This is a genomic window from Leclercia tamurae, assembly GCF_025566055.1.
GTDB lineage: Bacteria > Pseudomonadota > Gammaproteobacteria > Enterobacterales > Enterobacteriaceae > Enterobacter > Enterobacter tamurae.
This window is the reverse complement of sequence record NZ_JAMHKS010000069.1, coordinates 97,598-115,896: the sequence shown is the minus strand read 5'-3', so window position 1 is coordinate 115,896 and position 18,299 is coordinate 97,598. Positions and strand designations below refer to the sequence as shown.

At 58.2% G+C, this 18,299-nt stretch carries 13 protein-coding genes; 5 read left to right on the top strand and 8 right to left on the bottom strand.

The features are described from left to right. Positions 1-36: 36 nt before the first annotated feature. Together M8318_RS07270 and bioH are read right to left on the bottom strand one after the other, a co-directional pair. Positions 37-306 (bottom strand): YdgH/BhsA/McbA-like domain containing protein, encoded by a 270-nt coding sequence (locus tag M8318_RS07270; protein WP_103177320.1) that lies wholly within the window; start codon positions 304-306, stop codon positions 37-39. A 112-nt stretch (positions 307-418) separates the two neighbouring features. Then, entirely contained in the window at positions 419-1,192 is a 774-nt protein-coding gene (gene bioH / locus M8318_RS07265) for a pimeloyl-ACP methyl ester esterase BioH (RefSeq protein ID WP_262661726.1), read from the bottom strand. A gap of 36 nt (positions 1,193-1,228) precedes the next feature. Between bioH and gntX the strand changes: the two genes are divergently transcribed. The 3 genes from gntX to gntT all read left to right on the top strand — a co-directional run bounded on the left by gntX (position 1,229) and on the right by gntT (position 4,178). Further along, positions 1,229-1,912: a DNA utilization protein GntX gene (gene gntX / locus M8318_RS07260; RefSeq protein ID WP_262661725.1), complete on the top strand. Its 684-nt coding sequence runs from the start codon at positions 1,229-1,231 to the stop codon at positions 1,910-1,912. A 58-nt stretch (positions 1,913-1,970) separates the two neighbouring features. Continuing rightward, positions 1,971-2,546, top strand: coding sequence for a Fe-S biogenesis protein NfuA (gene nfuA / locus M8318_RS07255; protein WP_039031502.1), 576 nt, complete (start codon positions 1,971-1,973; stop codon positions 2,544-2,546). 315 nt (positions 2,547-2,861) lie between these two features. After that, positions 2,862-4,178: a gluconate transporter gene (gene gntT / locus M8318_RS07250; protein ID WP_262661724.1), complete on the top strand. Its 1,317-nt coding sequence runs from the start codon at positions 2,862-2,864 to the stop codon at positions 4,176-4,178. Between the two features lie 53 nt (positions 4,179-4,231). On the opposite strand, the gene malQ is transcribed toward gntT, so the two are convergent. Beyond that, positions 4,232-6,316 (bottom strand): 4-alpha-glucanotransferase, encoded by a 2,085-nt coding sequence (gene malQ, locus M8318_RS07245; RefSeq protein WP_262661723.1) that lies wholly within the window; start codon positions 6,314-6,316, stop codon positions 4,232-4,234. A 9-nt stretch (positions 6,317-6,325) separates the two neighbouring features. Continuing rightward, entirely contained in the window at positions 6,326-8,719 is a 2,394-nt protein-coding gene (gene malP / locus M8318_RS07240) for a maltodextrin phosphorylase (RefSeq protein WP_262661722.1), read from the bottom strand. 584 nt (positions 8,720-9,303) lie between these two features. Between malP and malT the strand changes: the two genes are divergently transcribed. Beyond that, a complete protein-coding gene (gene malT / locus M8318_RS07235; protein ID WP_262661721.1) occupies positions 9,304-12,009 on the top strand; it encodes an HTH-type transcriptional regulator MalT in 2,706 nt (901 codons plus the stop codon). Between the two features lie 49 nt (positions 12,010-12,058). Here malT and M8318_RS07230 read toward each other — a convergent pair whose 3' ends face one another. The 3 genes from M8318_RS07230 to glpE are packed head-to-tail and all read right to left on the bottom strand — an operon-like array spanning position 12,059 to position 14,040. Further along, positions 12,059-12,817, bottom strand: coding sequence for a DeoR/GlpR family transcriptional regulator (locus M8318_RS07230; protein WP_262661720.1), 759 nt, complete (start codon positions 12,815-12,817; stop codon positions 12,059-12,061). A gap of 18 nt (positions 12,818-12,835) precedes the next feature. Further along, on the bottom strand, positions 12,836-13,666 hold the full coding sequence (gene glpG / locus M8318_RS07225) for a rhomboid family intramembrane serine protease GlpG (RefSeq protein WP_262661719.1): 831 nt from the start codon (positions 13,664-13,666) through the stop codon (positions 12,836-12,838). 44 nt (positions 13,667-13,710) lie between these two features. After that, positions 13,711-14,040, bottom strand: coding sequence for a thiosulfate sulfurtransferase GlpE (glpE, locus tag M8318_RS07220; RefSeq protein WP_262661718.1), 330 nt, complete (start codon positions 14,038-14,040; stop codon positions 13,711-13,713). 207 nt (positions 14,041-14,247) lie between these two features. Here glpE and glpD point away from each other — a divergent pair, with 207 nt between their 5' ends. Then, a complete protein-coding gene (gene glpD, locus M8318_RS07215) occupies positions 14,248-15,756 on the top strand; it encodes a glycerol-3-phosphate dehydrogenase (RefSeq protein ID WP_262661717.1) in 1,509 nt (502 codons plus the stop codon). Between the two features lie 90 nt (positions 15,757-15,846). Here the strand turns inward: glpD and glgP are convergent, their stop codons facing one another. After that, positions 15,847-18,294 carry a glycogen phosphorylase gene (gene glgP / locus M8318_RS07210; RefSeq protein WP_106995229.1) on the bottom strand — a complete coding sequence of 816 codons (2,448 nt, stop codon included), beginning with the start codon at positions 18,292-18,294 and terminating at the stop codon, positions 15,847-15,849. Between the last annotated feature and the right edge of the window lie 5 nt (positions 18,295-18,299).

Below are 18,299 nucleotides of genomic sequence, written 5' to 3'. Positions count from 1 at the left end.
TAACAAAGCCGGGCAACTCTGCCCGGCTTTATGCGATTATTTGTAGACTTCTGCGGTCGCGCGGATGTCTTTCGAATCTTTGTTGGCGCTGGTGACGACAAAGTACTTACCGCCCATCTCATCAGCTTTCTGTGAAAGCTCTTTTCGCGCATCCATTGGCGCGGTGGTGTCAGACGTAGAGATATGGCCAACCTTCGTCAAATTCATCTCTTTCACTTTATCTTTCTGGATCTCTTCTGCCGCCATCACGCCAAAAGAGAGTGAACCAATAACCAGAGAAGCAACAATACCTGTAACAAGTTTCATAGCCATGACTCCCAAAGAGGATTGTAGTTTTGATTATCGAAGGCGGATGCCCGCAACGATAAATTGAGTATTGTTGCGGTACGTCACTTTTTCCAGCGGGAATGAAAAATAATCAGTTTAAACGCTGACTTAAAGCCATCAACGCTGCGCAAAACTCACTGGGGTGAGAGATAAAGGGCGCATGCGCTGCTTTGGCGATGATCAAGGCTTCGCTCTGCGGCCATTGCGCATCCAGCAGCGGCACGATCTTGCGCGGTACCAGCCCATCGAGATAACCATAAATACGCAAATGCGGCAGCGTCAGCGACGCCAGCGGCTCCCGCAGATCGGCCGTTTTCAGGATCTCCAGTCCGCCATTCAACACCTCCACTTCCGGCATCGGTAATGACAGCACCGTGGTCTTCAGGGTGCGGGCGTCCTGACGCGCGGTTTCCGTCCCCATGGTTTGTAGCGCCAGAAAGCGCTCCACCGTGCGCTGGAAATCGTTGCTTAACTGCTGCTGGAAACCGGCCAGCACCTCGGGTTTGATGCCCGGCCACTCCCCCTGGGCGCTAAAACAGGGGGAGGAGGCGACGGTCACCAGGGCCTGCACCCGTTCCGGATGGGTCAGGGCAATCTGGCTCGCCACCAGCCCGCCCAGGCTCCAGCCCAGCCAGATCGCCTTATCCGGTGCCTGAGCCAGCACCTGCTCCGCCATGTCGGCCAGCGGCATCGCACCAAAATCGCGGCTGCGGCCAAAGCCCGGCAGATCCACCAGGTGCAGCGTGAACTGCGAGGCCAGTTCCTCGCTGATGCAACGCCATACTTCGGCATTCAGCCCCCATCCGTGCAGCAGCACAAGATGACAATTTCCTGTCCCAACGGTCTGCCACCAAAGCGTGTTCATCGATTACTGTTCTCTTTTTTCACAAGGAGGTTGTCTATGCTAACAGTGCCCGGCTCGTGCTGGCTATGCCGGATGCCGCTTGCACTCAGCCACTGGGGCGTCTGTTCCGTGTGCGAAAAGGGGATTGCGGGATGTGGCAATGTTTGTCCGCAGTGCGGCTTACCGGCCATTCATCCTCACCTGCCCTGCGGACGCTGCCTGCGCAGACCGCCGCCGTGGCAGACGCTGGTGGCGGTCTGCGGCTATACGCCGCCGGTGAGCCAGTTGGTGCATCAGCTGAAGTTTTCCCGCCGCAGTCAGCTGGCAAAACCGCTGGCCAGACTGTTGCTGCTGGCGCAGCTGCGGGCCAGGCGCAGCCGTGGGTTACCGAAGGTTGATATGCTGGTCTGCGTGCCGCTGTGGTCCCGGCGTCACTGGCGGCGCGGGTTTAACCAGAGCGACCTGCTCTGCCGTCCGCTGGCCCGCTGGCTGAACTGCCGCTATGTTCCGCAGGCTATTCGCCGGATCCGCGCCACTCCGGCGCAGCATCAGCTCAGCGCCAGATTGCGGAAACGTAACCTGCAGCACGCTTTTACGCTTGAATTACCGGTCGCCGGGTGCCATATCGCTGTGGTGGATGATGTCGTGACAACAGGCGCTACCGTCGCGGAACTCTCCCGCCTGCTTTTGCGAAGCGGCGCGGCGTCGGTTCAGGTATGGTGTCTGTGTCGAACCTTGTAGCGCCCTCAGGTTGGGCGTATTATACCCAGGTATTTTAGTCAACTATTAGGCCAATGCTATGATCCGTATTTCCGATGCTGCACAAGCGCACTTTGCCAAACTGCTGGCAAATCAGGAAGAAGGGACCCAGATCCGCGTGTTCGTGATCAACCCAGGCACCCCGAATGCAGAATGCGGCGTCTCTTATTGCCCACCGGATGCTGTGGAAGCAACTGACACTGCCCTGAAATTTGAGCAACTCACTGCCTATGTCGATGAGCTGAGCTCCCCGTATCTGGAAGATGCGGAAATTGATTTTGTGACCGACCAACTGGGTTCTCAGTTAACCTTGAAAGCGCCAAACGCCAAAATGCGCAAAGTAACCGACGATGCCCCACTGATGGAGCGCGTTGAGTACCTGCTGCAGTCCCAGATCAACCCGCAGCTGGCGGGCCACGGTGGTCGTGTCTCCCTGATGGAGATCACCGAAGACGGTCTGGCGATTCTGCAGTTCGGCGGCGGCTGTAACGGCTGTTCCATGGTCGACGTTACCCTGAAAGAAGGGATCGAGAAGCAGCTGCTGAACGAGTTCCCGGAGCTGAAAGGCGTGCGCGATCTTACCGAACACCAGCGCGGCGAACACTCCTACTACTGATTGCCCGTCTGTTTGCCCGGTGGCGCACTGCGCTTACCGGGCCTACAAACCTATCTCTCCTCGTTTTACCCTGCCTCATAACATGACCTGCGTCTCAGAATTCACATTTTGCCCGCCAGGGTCATTCTCAACCTGACCATGTTACCCGTATCATTCTCGCAGGCACTTAAACACCTTTACGCCGACCGACTAAGCTTAATGATTTAGAAGGCAGCCTGTCTTTGTGCCGTGAGTACGCCGTTCCCAGTTGGGGCAACATTACTATGTCGTTGAAATAATGACGTTACCCATAACAATATTTAAGGCCAGATAATCATGCCATTAGTCATCGTCGCTATCGGTGTCGTCCTGTTACTGCTCCTGATGATCCGTTTCAAAATGAACGGCTTCATTGCCCTTGTCCTGGTGGCACTTGCTGTCGGCCTGATGCAGGGTATGCCGCTGGTAAAAGTTATCAGCTCGATTAAAGCCGGCGTGGGCGGTACCCTCGGTAGCCTCGCGCTGATCATGGGCTTCGGCGCTATGCTGGGCAAACTGCTGGCCGACTGCGGTGGCGCGCAGCGCATCGCAACCACGCTGATTGCTAAATTCGGTAAGCAGCACATCCAGTGGGCAGTGGTATTAACCGGCTTCACCGTTGGTTTTGCGCTGTTCTACGAAGTGGGCTTCGTCCTGATGCTGCCGCTGGTGTTCACCATCGCCGCCTCTGCCAGCATTCCGCTGCTGTATGTGGGTGTACCGATGGCCGCGGCGCTGTCCGTGACTCACGGCTTCCTGCCGCCGCACCCGGGCCCGACCGCTATCGCCACCATCTTCCATGCGGACATGGGTAAAACCCTGCTGTTCGGTACTATCCTTGCGATCCCGACCGTCATTCTGGCCGGCCCGGTGTTTGCCCGCTGCCTGAAAGGCATCGACAAGCCGATCCCGGAAGGCCTGTACAGCGCGAAAACCTTCACTGAAGCAGAAATGCCAAGCTTTGCCGTCAGCGTCTGGACCTCTCTGGTACCGGTCGTACTGATGGCCCTGCGTGCCGTCTGCGAAATGGTGCTGCCGAAAGGCCATCCGGTTCTCGGCGTGGCTGAGTTCCTCGGTGACCCGGTCATGGCAACGCTGATTGCGGTCCTGATTGCGCTGTTCACCTTCGGTCTGAACCGTGGCCGCTCCATGGATCAGATCAACGACACCCTGGGCTCCTCGATCAAAATCATCGCCATGATGCTGCTGATTATCGGCGGTGGCGGTGCGTTCAAACAGGTTCTGGTTGATAGCGGCGTGGACAAGTACATCGCCTCCATGATGCATGACACCAACATCTCCCCTATCCTGATGGCCTGGTCTATCGCGGCGGTTCTGCGTATTGCTCTGGGTTCGGCCACCGTTGCGGCGATCACCGCGGGCGGTATTGTGGCACCTCTGATTGCCACCACCGGCGTCAGCCCTGAGCTGATGGTTATCGCGGTCGGTTCCGGTAGCGTGATCTTCTCTCACGTCAACGATCCGGGCTTCTGGCTGTTCAAGGAGTACTTCAACCTGACCATCGGTGAGACCATCAAGTCCTGGTCGATGCTGGAAACCATCATCTCCGTCTGCGGGCTGATCGGGTGTCTGCTGCTGGGTATGGTTGTTTGATGTGACAGTTGCCACCGGGCAATAAAAAACCCGCCATCTGGCGGGTTTTTTTATCACTTCTTCGCAGCCGCTTTTCGCCGCTTATCCAAATCCTTAATCAGCTTATTCACCCCCTCGTCAGCAAACATCGCCTCAAGAGAAGTTGAAAGCTTGCGACGCCAGTTCTTGTACTGATAGCTGGTGCCCGGAATGTTGACCGGTTCCGCCATGTCAATCCAGTCTTCCGGCTGTAGCCCCAGCAGGGCGCTGTTACTGTCGGCAATATAGCGCTGCAACCCGCGGTTGAGCGTCGGGGTCATCGACATCAACGACGCCTTGTGCCCGGTGCGTTTTGGCAGGCAGCCGTGCTCATGAAGTGCATCCAGCAGCCCCTGTTTGGACAGCTCGCGATCCTGATACAGCCCGCGCAGCATCACTTCGTCAGGGTAGAGCCCCAGCGTTTTGCCCAGGGTAAGGTCGCCGCTGTCCCACCAGCCACGAAGCGTAGGAAGGTCATGCGTCGTCGCGACTGCCATTGATTGTTCTGGATACGCCTCCGGCGCGCGGAAGTTCTTCTCAAGGTCGTTTTCAAAATAGAGCACTTTGTAGGAGTAAACGCCGCTGTCACGCAGCTTGCTGACGATTTCCACCGGGACGGTGCCGAGATCTTCCCCGATCACCATGCAGTTATGGCGCTTACTTTCCAGCGCGAGGATGGAGAGCAGATCGTCTACCGGATAGTGAACGTAAGCCCCGTGGTCGGCGGTTTCACCGTATGGGATCCACCACAGACGCAGGACCGACATCACGTGGTCGATACGCAGCGCGCCGCAGTTCTGCATGTTGGCACGCAGCAGCTCGATAAAGGGCTCATAGGCGCGGGCCGCGATGACGTGCGGGTCCATCGGCGGCAGGCCCCAGTTCTGACCCAGCGGGCCAAGGATATCCGGTGGCGCACCGACGGACGCTTTCAGGCAGTAGAGCTCGCGGTCGCACCAGGTCTCCGCCCCGCCCTCGGCCACGCCGACCGCCAGGTCACGGTACAGGCCAATCGGCATGTCGTAGCCCTGACTCTCCTGCCAGCAGGCGGCAAACTGGCTGTACGCCAGCCACTGCAGCCAGAGGTAGAAATCGACCTCGTCGGTATGCGCTTCGCAAAACGCTTTTACCGCCGGGGAGTCAACGGACTGGTACTGCTCAGGCCACACCGGCCAGCCCCAGCGCATTTCATCCTCTTTCACCTGATACGCATGCAGCGCATCGAATGCCGCCTGCCAGTACAGGCTCTCCCCTTCCCGGGCCACAAATTCGCGGAAGGCCGCCATCTGTTCGTCGTCACGCTGAGCAAAGCCTTTCCACGCCATGCGCAGGGCGGCCATCTTCAGCGCGGTGACGGACGCATAATCGACCCACTCGGCATCGCGGGCGCGTTGCAGCGCCTGCCGGGTGGTGTCCATCTTCCACCAGGCCTGCGCCTCGTCGCTGTTGCGGAAATCCTCCACGGCATTCACGTCGATATAAATCACGTTCAGCCAGCGGCGGGAAGAGGGGCTGTACGGGCTGGCGCTCTCCGGGTTCGCCGGATAAAGCGCATGGATCGGGTTGAGGCCGATAAAGGCCCCGCCGCGTTTGCCGATATCGGTCAGCATCTTCTGCAGATCGCCGAAGTCGCCAATGCCCCAGTTCGCCTCAGAGCGCAGGGTGTAGAGCTGCACGCAGGCACCCCACAGCTTCTTGCCCTCTTTCAGCGCCTGCGGCTCGTAGCAGCGCTTTGGCGCGACAATCACCCGGCAGTGCCAGCGATGATTGTCCTGAGTCAGCGTCAGGGTGTGGTAACCCTCCGGCAGTTTTGCCGGCAGGTTGAGATTTTTGCCGCCCGTGGCGTGGCCTTTGTGCTGATGCCCCTCTTCGGTGGTCAGCAGCCAGCTAAAGTCGCCGCTGCCTTCAATCATCAGCGGCATTTTTTTGCCCGCGGTATAGACCATCACGTTCGGGACGGCGGTTACCGCCGCTTTCGCGACGGGTTTGGCTTTGTGCATGGCATCCAGCAAACGCCTCTTGGTCTCAGCACCAATAGACTGCGGTTTACCATGAGCATTGATATAGCTGGGGCTGATCCCCGCCGCCAGGGCGGCATTATCGAGACGTTTACTTTCCATCGCGCTTCCTTAGCGTTTTGCCTGCCAGATACGGGCCTGGTAGTCGCGGATTGAGCGGTCAGAGCTGAACATGCCGCAGCGTGCGGTATTCAGAATGCACGCCCGGGTCCAGGCTTCCCGATCGCGATACAGGACGTCGACCTGTTTCTGGGCCTCAACGTAGCTCGCAAAATCGGCCATCAGCAGGTACGGGTCGCCGCCCTGTTTGCCGATGCTGTGCAGCATCTGGTCAAACGCGTGCTTGTCGCCGTCGCTGTATTTGCCGCTCTCCAGCTCCTTCAGTACCGCATCCAGCAGCTTGTCTTTTTTACGCCATTTCACCGGGTCGTACCCTTTGGCTTTAATGGCTTTCACCTCTTCCACAGTATGGCCGAAGATGAATATGTTCTCGTCGCCCACCTGCTCGGCAATCTCAACGTTGGCACCGTCCAGCGTCCCGACGGTCAGCGCGCCGTTCAGGGCCAGCTTCATGTTGCCGGTGCCGGAGGCCTCTTTACCCGCGGTAGAAATCTGCTCAGAGACATCCGCCGCCGGGATCAGCAGCTCCGCCGCCGAGACGCAGTAATCCGGCAGGAAGACCACTTTCAGCTTGTCGCCCACTTGCGGATCGTTGTTTACCGCGTCGGCCACTTTATTAATGGCGAAGATGATGTTTTTTGCCAGGTAATATCCTGGTGCCGCTTTCGCACCGAACAGGAACACGCGCGGCACGCGGTCGGCCTGCGGGTTCTCGCGGATCTCTTTGTACAGCGCCAGAATGTGCAGCAGGTTCAGGTGCTGACGTTTGTACTCGTGCAGACGTTTAATCTGGATATCAAAAATCGCGTTCGGGTTGATCTCAATCCCGGTACGGGTTTTGACGAACGCCGCCAGACGCACCTTGTTGTCCAGCTTGATGTTGCGGTAGGTCTCGCGGAACGCCGCATCGTCGGCCTGTTTTTCCAGCTTGATCAGCTGGTCGAGATCGTTAGCCCACTCGTTATCCAGCGTCTTATCCAGCAGCTCAGCAAGCTGAGGGTTGCACTGTTTGATCCAGCGACGCGGCGTGATGCCGTTGGTGACGTTGTGGAACTTGTTCGGCCACAGCTGGTGGTATTCCGGGAACAGATCCTTCACCACCAGGTCCGAGTGCAGCGCGGCCACGCCGTTCACCGCAAAGCCGCTGACCACGCACAGGTTGGCCATGCGAACCTGCTTGTCGAATACCACCGCCAGCTTCGCCCAGACGGCTTTATCCCCTGGCCAGGTTTTATCCACCAGTTTCTTAAAGCGGTTGTTGATCTCGTTGATCAGCTGCATATGGCGCGGCAGCAGGGTTTTAATCAGCTTCTCGTCCCAGCACTCCAGCGCCTCTGGCATCAGGGTGTGGTTGGTGTAGGCGAAGGTTTTGCTGGTGATCGCCCAGGCGTCGTCCCAGCTCATCTGATGCTCGTCGATCAGCACGCGCAGCAGTTCCGGGATGGCGATGGTCGGGTGGGTGTCGTTCAGCTGGATCACTTCGTAATCCGCCAGCTCTACCAGCTTACGGCCCGCCAGGTGGTGACGACGCAAAATGTCGGCCACGGAACAGGCGCACTGGAAGTACTGCTGCATCAGGCGCAGCTTTTTGCCCGCCAGATGGTTGTCGTTCGGGTAGAGCACTTTGGTCAGCTTGTCGGCGTCGATGCCCTGCTGCTCAGCACGCAGGAAATCGCCGTCATTAAATTTGGTCAGGTTGAACGGGTGAGCATGCGTTGCCTGCCACAGGCGCAGTGGCTGCGCCACGCCGTTACGGTAGCCCAGCACCGGCAGATCCCAGGCCTGGCCGGTAATGGTAAAGCCCGGCTCCCACTGGCCCGCTTTCGTCACTTTACCGCCAATGCCCACCTGTACATCCAGCGCTTCGTTGTGGCGGAACCACGGGTAGCTGCCGCGATGCCAGTCGTCCGGGGCTTCCATCTGCTGACCGCCCGCGAAGGACTGACGGAACAGGCCGTACTGATAGTTCAGACCATAGCCGGTCGCCGGCTGGCCCACAGTTGCCATCGAGTCGAGGAAGCAGGCCGCCAGACGACCCAGCCCACCGTTGCCCAGCGCCGGATCGATCTCCTCTTCCAGCAGGTCGGTCAGGTGGATGTTATGGGTATTCAGCACATCGCTGACCTCCTGATACCAGCCGAGGTTCAGCAGGTTGTTGCCGGTCAGACGGCCAATCAGAAACTCCATGGAGATATAGTTAACGTGGCGCTGGCCTTGCACGGGCTTCACCGCGGGTTGGGCGCTCAGCAGCTCGGCGAGCGCTCCGCTGACGGCCTGCCACCACTGGCGGGAGGTCATGTCTTCGGCGGCGTGCAAACCAAAACGCTGCCACTGACGCGTCAGGGCAGCCTGGAATTGAGCTTTGTTGAAAGTAGGCTGTGACATAGGGAATCTGCATCCTGTAGAGAGAAAATAAGGCGTTGGTGCTAGTGTGCCTGGCTCATCAGGGCTCTTCCTCCTCCTGCCGGGGATTAGACAGGGAGGAGTAGCAGGGATGAGCGATAAAGTGTGATCGCGGCCACTTTCTGCAGCGGGAGTGTGGGGCATTCACCGGGAGATTTCCCGGAAGGGGTTCAAAAAAATGAAATGCAGTTTCGCCTGGAATATATACGCGCGGAAATAATTACTTACCCTAAGTAATAACACTCAGAATTTACTCTATCCCGGAATGTTATTTTACGCGCGCAACCATTCCGGGACTTAATTAACTTTTCACCGCCTTTAGCTTCTCTGTTCCTTTTTATGCTTAACCTCCTGGAAACGCGCCATCCCAGTATCCATGCGCTTTCGAGGCCCATCAGAAAAGTTCCCTCACCCCTGCATATATTTTTGTGACCCAGTGCAAATTAAGGGACATAAAACCCCGACATAACTTGCAATAAAAGTCTTTCTGACCGACCTTATAAGGATTAATTACGAAGCGCAAAAAAAATCAAAAATCTCGATTTCCACACAGTGAAGTGAAACCTATGTTGATTCCGTCCAAATTAAGTCGCCCGGTTCGTCTTGACCATACTGTGGTCCGCGAACGCCTGCTGGCGAAACTTTCCGGCGCGAACAATTTTCGACTGGCGCTGGTAACGAGCCCTGCAGGCTACGGCAAAACCACGCTCATTTCACAGTGGGCTTCCGGCAAGACCGATCTCGGCTGGTACTCCCTCGATGAGGGCGATAACCAGCAGGAGCGTTTTGCCAGCTATCTGATCGCCGCCATTCAGCAGGCGACCAATGGACACTGTGTGACCAGCGAAGTGATGGTGCAAAAGCGCCAGTACGCCAGCCTCTCTTCCCTGTTTTCGCAGCTGTTTATTGAGCTGGCCGAATGGCATCGCCCGCTCTATCTGGTGATTGATGACTACCACCTGATCACTAACCCGGTTATCCACGAGTCGATGCGCTTTTTCCTGCGCCACCAGCCGGAAAACCTGACCCTGGTGATCCTGTCGCGCAACCTGCCGCAGCTGGGCATTGCCAACCTGCGGGTGCGCGATCAGCTGCTGGAAGTGGGCAGCCAACAGCTCTCCTTTACCCATCAGGAGGCAAAGCAGTTCTTTGACTGCCGCCTGAAATCCCCTATCGAGGTGGCTGAAAGCAGCCGCCTGTGCGACGACGTGGCAGGCTGGGCGACCGCCCTGCAGCTGATTGCCCTGTCGGCCCGACATAACAACAGCTCGACGCAGCAATCCGCCCGTCGCCTGTCGGGGATCAATGCCAGCCATCTCTCCGATTACCTGGTGGATGAGGTGCTCGACAGCGTCGATCAATCCACCCGTCAGTTCCTGCTGAAAAGCTCCCTGCTGCGCTCGATGAACGATGCGCTGATCGTGCGCGTCACCGGGGAAGATAACGGCCAGATGCGTCTGGAAGAGATCGAGCGTCAGGGGTTGTTCCTGCAGCGCATGGACGACTCCGGCGAGTGGTTCAGCTACCACCCACTGTTTGGCAGCTTCCTGCGCCAACGCTGTCAGTGGGAGCTGGCCACCGAATTACCGGAAATCCACCGCGCCGCCGCCGAGAGCTGGATGGCGCAGGGCTTCCCGAGCGAGGCCATTCACCACGCCCTTGCAGCGGGCGATGCCCATATGCTGCGCGATATTCTGCTCAATCACGCCTGGAGCCTGTTTAACCACAGCGAGCTGGCCCTGCTGGAGGAGTCATTAAAAGCGCTGCCGTGGGAGAGCCTGCTGGAGAACCCGCGTCTGGTGCTACTGCAGGCCTGGCTGATGCAGAGCCAGCACCGCTACAGCGAAGTGAATACCCTGTTGGCCCGCGCCGAGCAGGAGATGAAAGGCGAGATGGACGCCGCCCTGCATGGCGAATTCAACGCCCTACGCGCGCAGGTGGCCATCAACGACGGCAACCCGGAAGAGGCTCAGCGCCTGGCTCTGGGGGCGCTGGAGGCGCTGCCGCTGGCGAACTTCTACAGCCGTATCGTTGCCACTTCGGTGCATGGCGAAGTGTTGCACTGTAAGGGCGACCTTACCCACTCCCTGTCGCTGATGCAGCAGACGGAACAGATGGCGCGTCGCCATGACGTCTGGCATTACGCCCTGTGGAGCCTGATCCAGCAGAGCGAAATTTTGTTTGCCCAGGGCTTCCTGCAGGCCGCCTGGGAGACCCAGGAGAAAGCCTTCACCCTGATCCGCGATCAGCACCTGGAACAGCTGCCGATGCACGAGTTCCTGCTGCGCATTCGCGCTCAGCTGCTGTGGGCCTGGGCCCGACTGGACGAAGCCGAAACCACCGCCCGTCATGGGGTGAATGTGCTCTCCACCTATCAGCCGCAGCAGCAGCTGCAGTGTCTGGGCCTGCTGGTGCAGTGCTCGCTGGCGCGCGGCGATCTGGACAACGCCCGTAACCACCTTAACCGTCTGGAGAACCTGCTCGGCAACGGTCAGTATCACAGCGACTGGGTGTCCAACGCCGATAAGGTACGGGTGATTTACTGGCAGATGACCGGCGACAAAAAATCGGCGGCCAACTGGCTGCGCCAGACGCCGAAGCCGGAGTTTGCCAATAACCACTTCCTGCAGAGCCAGTGGCGCAACATTGCCCGGGCGCAGATCCTGTTAGGCGAATTTGAACCGGCTGAGATGGTGCTGGAAGAGTTAAATGAAAATGCCCGCAGCCTGCGTCTGATGAGCGATGTGAACCGCAACCTGCTGCTGCAGAACCAGCTTTACTGGCAGTCCGGTCGCAAGAATGACGCTCAGCGCGTGCTGCTCGAAGCGCTGCAGCTGGCGAACCGCACCGGGTTTATCAGCCACTTTGTGATTGAAGGCGAGACCATGGCGCAGCAGCTGCGCCAGCTGATTCAGCTCAACACCCTGCCGGAGCTGGACCAGCATCGTGCCCAGCGTATCCTGCGGGAGATTAACCAGCATCACCGCCACAAGTTTGCCCATTTCGATGAGACCTTCGTGGAGCGTCTGCTGACCCATCCGGAAGTGCCGGAACTGATCCGCACCAGCCCGCTGACCCAGCGTGAGTGGCAGGTGCTGGGGCTGATCTACTCAGGCTACAGCAACGAGCAGATTGCCGGTGAGCTGGCCGTGGCGGCCACCACCATCAAAACGCATATCCGCAATCTGTATCAGAAGCTGGGCGTCGCCCACCGTCAGGATGCGGTGCTGCATGCGCAGCAGCTGTTGAAGATGATGGGGTACGGGGTGTAATTCATTGCCCGGCGGCGCTACGCTTGCCGGGCCTACGGTTTCCCAGATTTCAGCACAGCTCTAACTGCAACTTATTATCCCGAATCACTTTCAGCACCCCTTCAGGCGGCATCACGTCGGTATAGACCGCGTTCACCATGCTGATGCTGCCCATATTGACCATCGCGTTACGGCCAAACTTCGAGTGATCCACCACCAGCATCACGTGGCGCGAGTTCTCAATGATCGCCCGCTTGGTGCGCACTTCATGATAGTCAAACTCCAGCAGTGAACCGTCGGTATCGATGCCGCTGATGCCGAGGATGCCGAAGTCGAGGCGGAACTGGGAGATAAAGTCGAGGGTTGCTTCGCCAATAATGCCGCCGTCACGGCTGCGCAGCTCGCCGCCCGCCAGGATGATGCGAAAATCCTCTTTCTGCATCAGGGTGGTGGCCACGTTAAGGTTGTTGGTGACAACCCGCAGGTTCTCATGGTTCAGCAGGGCGTGGGCCACCGCTTCCGGCGTGGTGCCGATGTCGATAAACAGCGTCGCGCCGTTCGGGATCTGGCTCGCCACCTTGCGGGCAATGCGCTCCTTCTCGGAGGTCTGCGTCGCCTTGCGATCGTGCCAGGGGGTATTCACCGAGCTGGACGGCAGCGCCGCGCCGCCGTGGTGGCGCAGAATGCGGTTCTGGTCGGCCAGATCGTTGAGGTCCCGACGGATGGTCTGCGGGCTGACGGCAAACTGCTCCACCAGCTCTTCGGTGCTGACGTATCCCTGCTTTTTCACCAGATCAATAATGGCGTCATGACGTTGTGTTTGTTTCATCAGAGTTCCCTGCCAGAATTATGTTCGTTTTCGCGCATGTAGCGTATCGGCAAACGCCATCGCCAGCCCGACCGCCAGTCCGGCCACGTGGGCACCGTTGGCAATCGCCATTCCAAACAGATCAAACCATCCGGCAATAATCCAGATTAAGGCAAAGGCCATTAACCCGCGCGGCAGATAAATCCCGCTCTGCGGATCGCGCTCGCCGCGCAGCCAGACATAGCCCATCAGGGCGTAGACCACGCCGGAGAGGCCGCCAAACCACGGGCCGCCAAACTTATGCTGGATAAAGCCGCTGAGCAACGCGCTGATAAGGGTGAGGACGATGAGCTTGCCGCTGCCGAGCCGTTTCTCCACCGCCCCGCCGAGATACCACCACCACAGCAGGTTAAAGAGGATATGCATAATCGAGAAGTGCATCAGCGCGTGGGTGAAGTAGCGCCAGAACTCGAACTCAACCGAGGCGTCATACGGCCAGGCCAGCATCAGCATCACCTGCTGATCGCCCACCACGCTCATCAGAATGAAGACCAGGATACAGGCCGCCATTAATACCAGGGTGAACGGCCCCGCGCGTTCGCGCAGGGTCGCCAGGAAAGGAAAGCGCTGGTAGTGCAGCCCGCTGCCGGTATGGCCCGACTGCCAGCTTGCCGCCAGATAGCGCGCATCGCCGGGGTTTTCCAGAAAACGCGCCAGTTCGGCGTTGACCCGGGCAGCCTGGCTCTCATCCGCCAGCCAGACGTCGGTCTGGTTATGTTGTTGAATGGTGAGGATAACACCCTGCGTCGCCATGTAGTCGACAAACGCCTGGGCGACGCGCGGGTTGGTAAAAGAGGTAATCATCAGCATCGGCGACAGTCGCTTATTCCACACAAAAGGGGACAGTATATACCCTAAATGCCGGCGTGCTCGACTTCTGCCGGGAAATGACGGTGCCATGCATCGAATCCGCCGTCCACGCTGTAGACCGCTTCAAAGCCCTGCTGCAGCAGGTATTGCGCCGCGCCTTTGCTGCTGTTGCCGTGATAGCACATCACCATCACCGGGGTCTCGAAGTCGTTTTCCTGCATAAAGGTGCTCAGAGAGGCGTTGGTCAGGTGAAACGCGCCCGGCGTATGGCCCATCGCAAAGCTTTGCGGATCGCGGATATCGACCAGCACTGCCAGTCCCTGATGCATCTTCTGGTGGGCTTCTTCTACATTAATACATTCAAAATGTTCCATGGTGCTCTCTGTTGTCTATTCAGGTGCAGTGCGGCCTGATGCCTTCACTATATTATCGGCTAGTGTAAGTCCTGGCGGCGGGTAAACGCCATTATGTTAGCTGTATCACTCAAAATTGTTTTTTTGATGTTACTAAAATCCATTTCCTTTGCTAATATGAGCGATATCGAACATTTTTGAGCTTTAACGAAAGTGCGTGAGGATACAATGGAAACCAAAGATCTGATTGTTATCGGTGGCGGAATCAACGGAGCGGGCATTGCGGCGGACGCTGCCGGCCGCGGCTTATCTGTCCTGATGCTGGAAGCGCAGGATCTCGCCTGCGCCACCTCCTCCGCCAGCTCTAAGCTGATCCACGGTGGCCTGCGTTATCTGGAGCATTACGAGTTCCGCCTGGTCAGTGAAGCGCTGGCCGAGCGTGAAGTGCTGTTGAAAATGGCCCCCCATATCGCGACCCCAATGCGTTTTCGTCTCCCGCACCGCCCGCATCTGCGTCCGGCGTGGATGATCCGCATCGGTCTGTTTATGTACGATCACCTGGGTAAACGCACCAGCCTGCCCGCCTCTGCCGGTGTGCGTTTTGGCGCAGACTCGGTGCTGAAGCCTGAAATCGTGCGCGGATTCGAATATTCCGACTGCTGGGTGGACGATGCCCGCCTGGTGCTCGCTAACGCGCAAATGGTTGAACGCAAAGGCGGTGAGGTGAAAACCCGCACCCGCGCGGTCTCCGCGCGTCGCGAAAACGGGATGTGGATCGTCGAGGCCGAAGATATTGATACCGGCGAGCGTTTCAGCTGGCAGGCGCGCGGTCTGGTGAACGCTACCGGCCCGTGGGTGAAACAGTTCTTTGACCAGGGGATGCAGCTCCCGTCGCCGTATGGCATCCGCCTGATCAAGGGCAGCCATATCGTGGTGCCGCGGGTGCATACCCAGAAGCAGGCCTATATCCTGCAAAACGAAGATAAGCGCATCGTGTTTGTGATCCCGTGGATGGATGAGTTCTCTATCATCGGCACCACCGACGTGGAGTACAAAGGCGATCCGAAAAGCGTCGCCATTGACGAGAGCGAAATCAGCTATCTGCTGAAAGTCTATAACGCCCACTTTAAGAAATCGCTGGGGCGTGACGATGTGGTCTGGAGCTATTCCGGGGTGCGTCCGCTGTGCGATGACGAGTCCGACTCACCGCAGGCCATCACCCGCGATTACACCCTTGATATTCACGATGACCACGGCAAGGCGCCGCTGCTGTCGGTGTTTGGCGGCAAGCTGACCACCTATCGTAAGCTGGCTGAGCATGCGATGGAAAAACTGGCTCCGTTCTATCAGGGTATCGGCCCGGCGTGGACCAAAGGCGCAGTGCTGCCCGGCGGTGATATCGGCGGCAACCGCGATGACTACGCGGCGAAATTGCGTCGTCGCTATCCGTTTATCAGCGAATCCATGGCCCGGCACTTTGCCCGCACCTACGGTAGCAACAGTGAGGTGATCCTGAATGAGGCGAAGGATCTCAGCGATCTGGGGGAGCATTTCGGTCACGAGTTCTACGAGGCGGAGTTGCGCTATTTAGTCGACCACGAGTGGGTACGCCGCGCGGACGATGCGCTGTGGCGTCGTACAAAGCAGGGGATGTGGCTGAATGCGGAGCAGGAGTCCCGCGTGGCGCTGTGGCTGGCCCAGCGTGCGGCAAAGCGTGAGCTGTCGTTGGCGTCCTGAGAGTAATGCCCGGTGGCGCTAACGCTTACCGGGCCTACAAAAGACACAGGATCGTAGGCCGGGTAAGGCGAAGCCGCCACCCGGCATTTTTTACAACCTAACCGGATCAATATGCCAGATGGTGTCGGCATACTCTTTGATGGTTCTGTCTGACGAGAAGTAGCCCATGTTGGCGATGTTGTGCATCGCTTTTGTGGTCCACTCTTCCGGCTTGCGATACAGCTCATCAACCCTGTCCTGACAGTCCACATAGCTGCGGTAGTCCGCCAGCACCTGGTAATGGTCCCCGAAGTTAATCAGTGAATCCACCAGGTCGCGATAGCGGCCAGGCTCGTCCGGGTTGAACAGGCCAGTGCCGATCTGGGTCAGCACCTGACGCAGCTCTTCATCCTGCTCGTAATAATCACGCGGCGAGTAGCCCTTCGCACGCAGCGCTTCAACCTCTTCCGTGGTGTTACCGAAGATGAAGATATTCTCTTCGCCCACATGCTCCAGCATCTCGACATTCGCGCCATCCAGCGTGCCGATGGTCAGCGCGCCGTTAAGGGCAAATTTCATGTTACTGGTGCCGGAGGCTTCAGTGCCCGCGGTGGAGATCTGCTCGGAGAGATCGGCAGCCGGGATGATCAGCTGTGCCAGGCTTACGCTGTAGTTCGGGATAAAGACGACCTTCAGCTTGTCACCAATCTGCGGATCGTTGTTGATCACCTTCGCCACGTCGTTGATCAGGTGAATGATGTGCTTCGCCATGTAGTACGCCGAGGCGGCTTTACCGGCGAAGATGTTCACGCGCGGCACCCAGTCGGCATCAGGATCGGCCTTGATGCGGTTGTAGCGGGTGATCACGTGCAGCACGTTCATCAGCTGACGTTTGTACTCATGGATACGTTTGATCTGCACGTCGAACAGCGCTTTCGGGTTGGCGACCACGTTCAGGTGCAGCGCCATCCATACCGCCAGCCGCTTCTTGTTCAGCAGCTTGGCATCACGTACCGCTTTATTCACCGTCGGGAAGTCAGAGTGCTGTTCCAGCTCACTCAGCTGGCTTAAATCGGTACGCCAGTTGCGGCCAATGTTCTCATCCAGCACCTCGGAGAGCGGCTGGTTCGCCAGCGCCAGCCAGCGACGCGGCGTCACGCCGTTGGTCACGTTGCAGAAGCGCATCGGGAAGATTTTGGCGAAGTCGGCAAACAGCGACTGCACCATCAGGTTGGAGTGCAGCTCCGACACGCCGTTGACCTTGTGGCTGATCACCACCGCCAGCCACGCCATGCGTACCCGACGGCCGTTGGACTCTTCAATGATGGAGGTGCGGCTCAGCAGACCGGTGTCGTGCGGATACTGCTCCTGCAACGTTTTCAGGAAGAAGTCGTTAATTTCAAAGATGATCTGCAGGTGGCGCGGCAGGATTTTGCCGAGCATGTCCACCGGCCAGGTTTCCAGCGCTTCGCTCATCAACGTGTGGTTGGTGTAAGAGAAGACCTGGCAGGTCACCTCGAACGCCTCGTCCCAGCTGAATTTGTGCTCATCGATCAGCACGCGCATCAGTTCCGGGATCGACAGCACCGGGTGGGTATCGTTGAGGTGGATCGCGGTTTTTTCCGCGAGGTTGGCGTAGGTTTTGTGCAGCTGGTAGTGGCGGCTCAGGATGTCCTGGATGGTCGCGGAGACCAGGAAGTACTCCTGACGCAGACGCAGCTCGCGCCCGGAATAGGTCGAGTCGTCCGGGTACAGCACGCGGGAGACGTTCTCGGAGTGGTTTTTATCTTCCACTGCCGCGAAGTAGTCGCCCTGGTTGAATTTACCGAGGTTAATCGCGCTACTGGCCTGGGCATTCCACAGACGCAGCGTGTTGGTCGCGTCGGTGTCGTAGCCGGGGATAATCTGGTCGTAGGCCACGGCCAGGATCTCTTCGGTTTCGACCCAGCGGATTTTTTTACCTTCCTGCTGGATACGGCCACCGAAGCGGACCTTATAGCGGGTGTTGTGGCGCTTGAACTCCCACGGGTTACCGTACTCCAGCCAGTAGTCCGGGGACTCTTTCTGCCGTCCATCGACGATGTTCTGTTTGAACATGCCGTAATCGTAGCGAATACCGTAGCCACGTCCCGGCAGGGCGAGGGTCGCCAGCGAATCGAGGAAGCAGGCCGCCAGGCGACCAAGACCGCCGTTGCCTAAGCCGGGGTCGTTCTCTTCGTCAATCAACTCTTCTAAATCCAGCCCCATCTCTTCCAGCGCGGTTTTGACGTCGTCATAGATACCGAGCGACAACAGGGCATTGGAGAGGGTACGGCCAATCAAAAACTCCATCGACAGATAGTAAACCTGACGGGTCTCCTGTGAGAGCTGGGCGCGGTTAGAGCGCAGCCAGCGCTCAACCAGCCGGTCGCGTACCGCAAACAGGGTGGCGTTGAGCCATTCGTGTTTGTTGGCAATCACCGGATCTTTGCCGATGGTGAACATCAGCTTGTAAGCGATCGAGTGCTTTAACGCCTCAATGCTCACCGTGGGAGACGCATAGGAAAAAGGTGCATTCATATCTC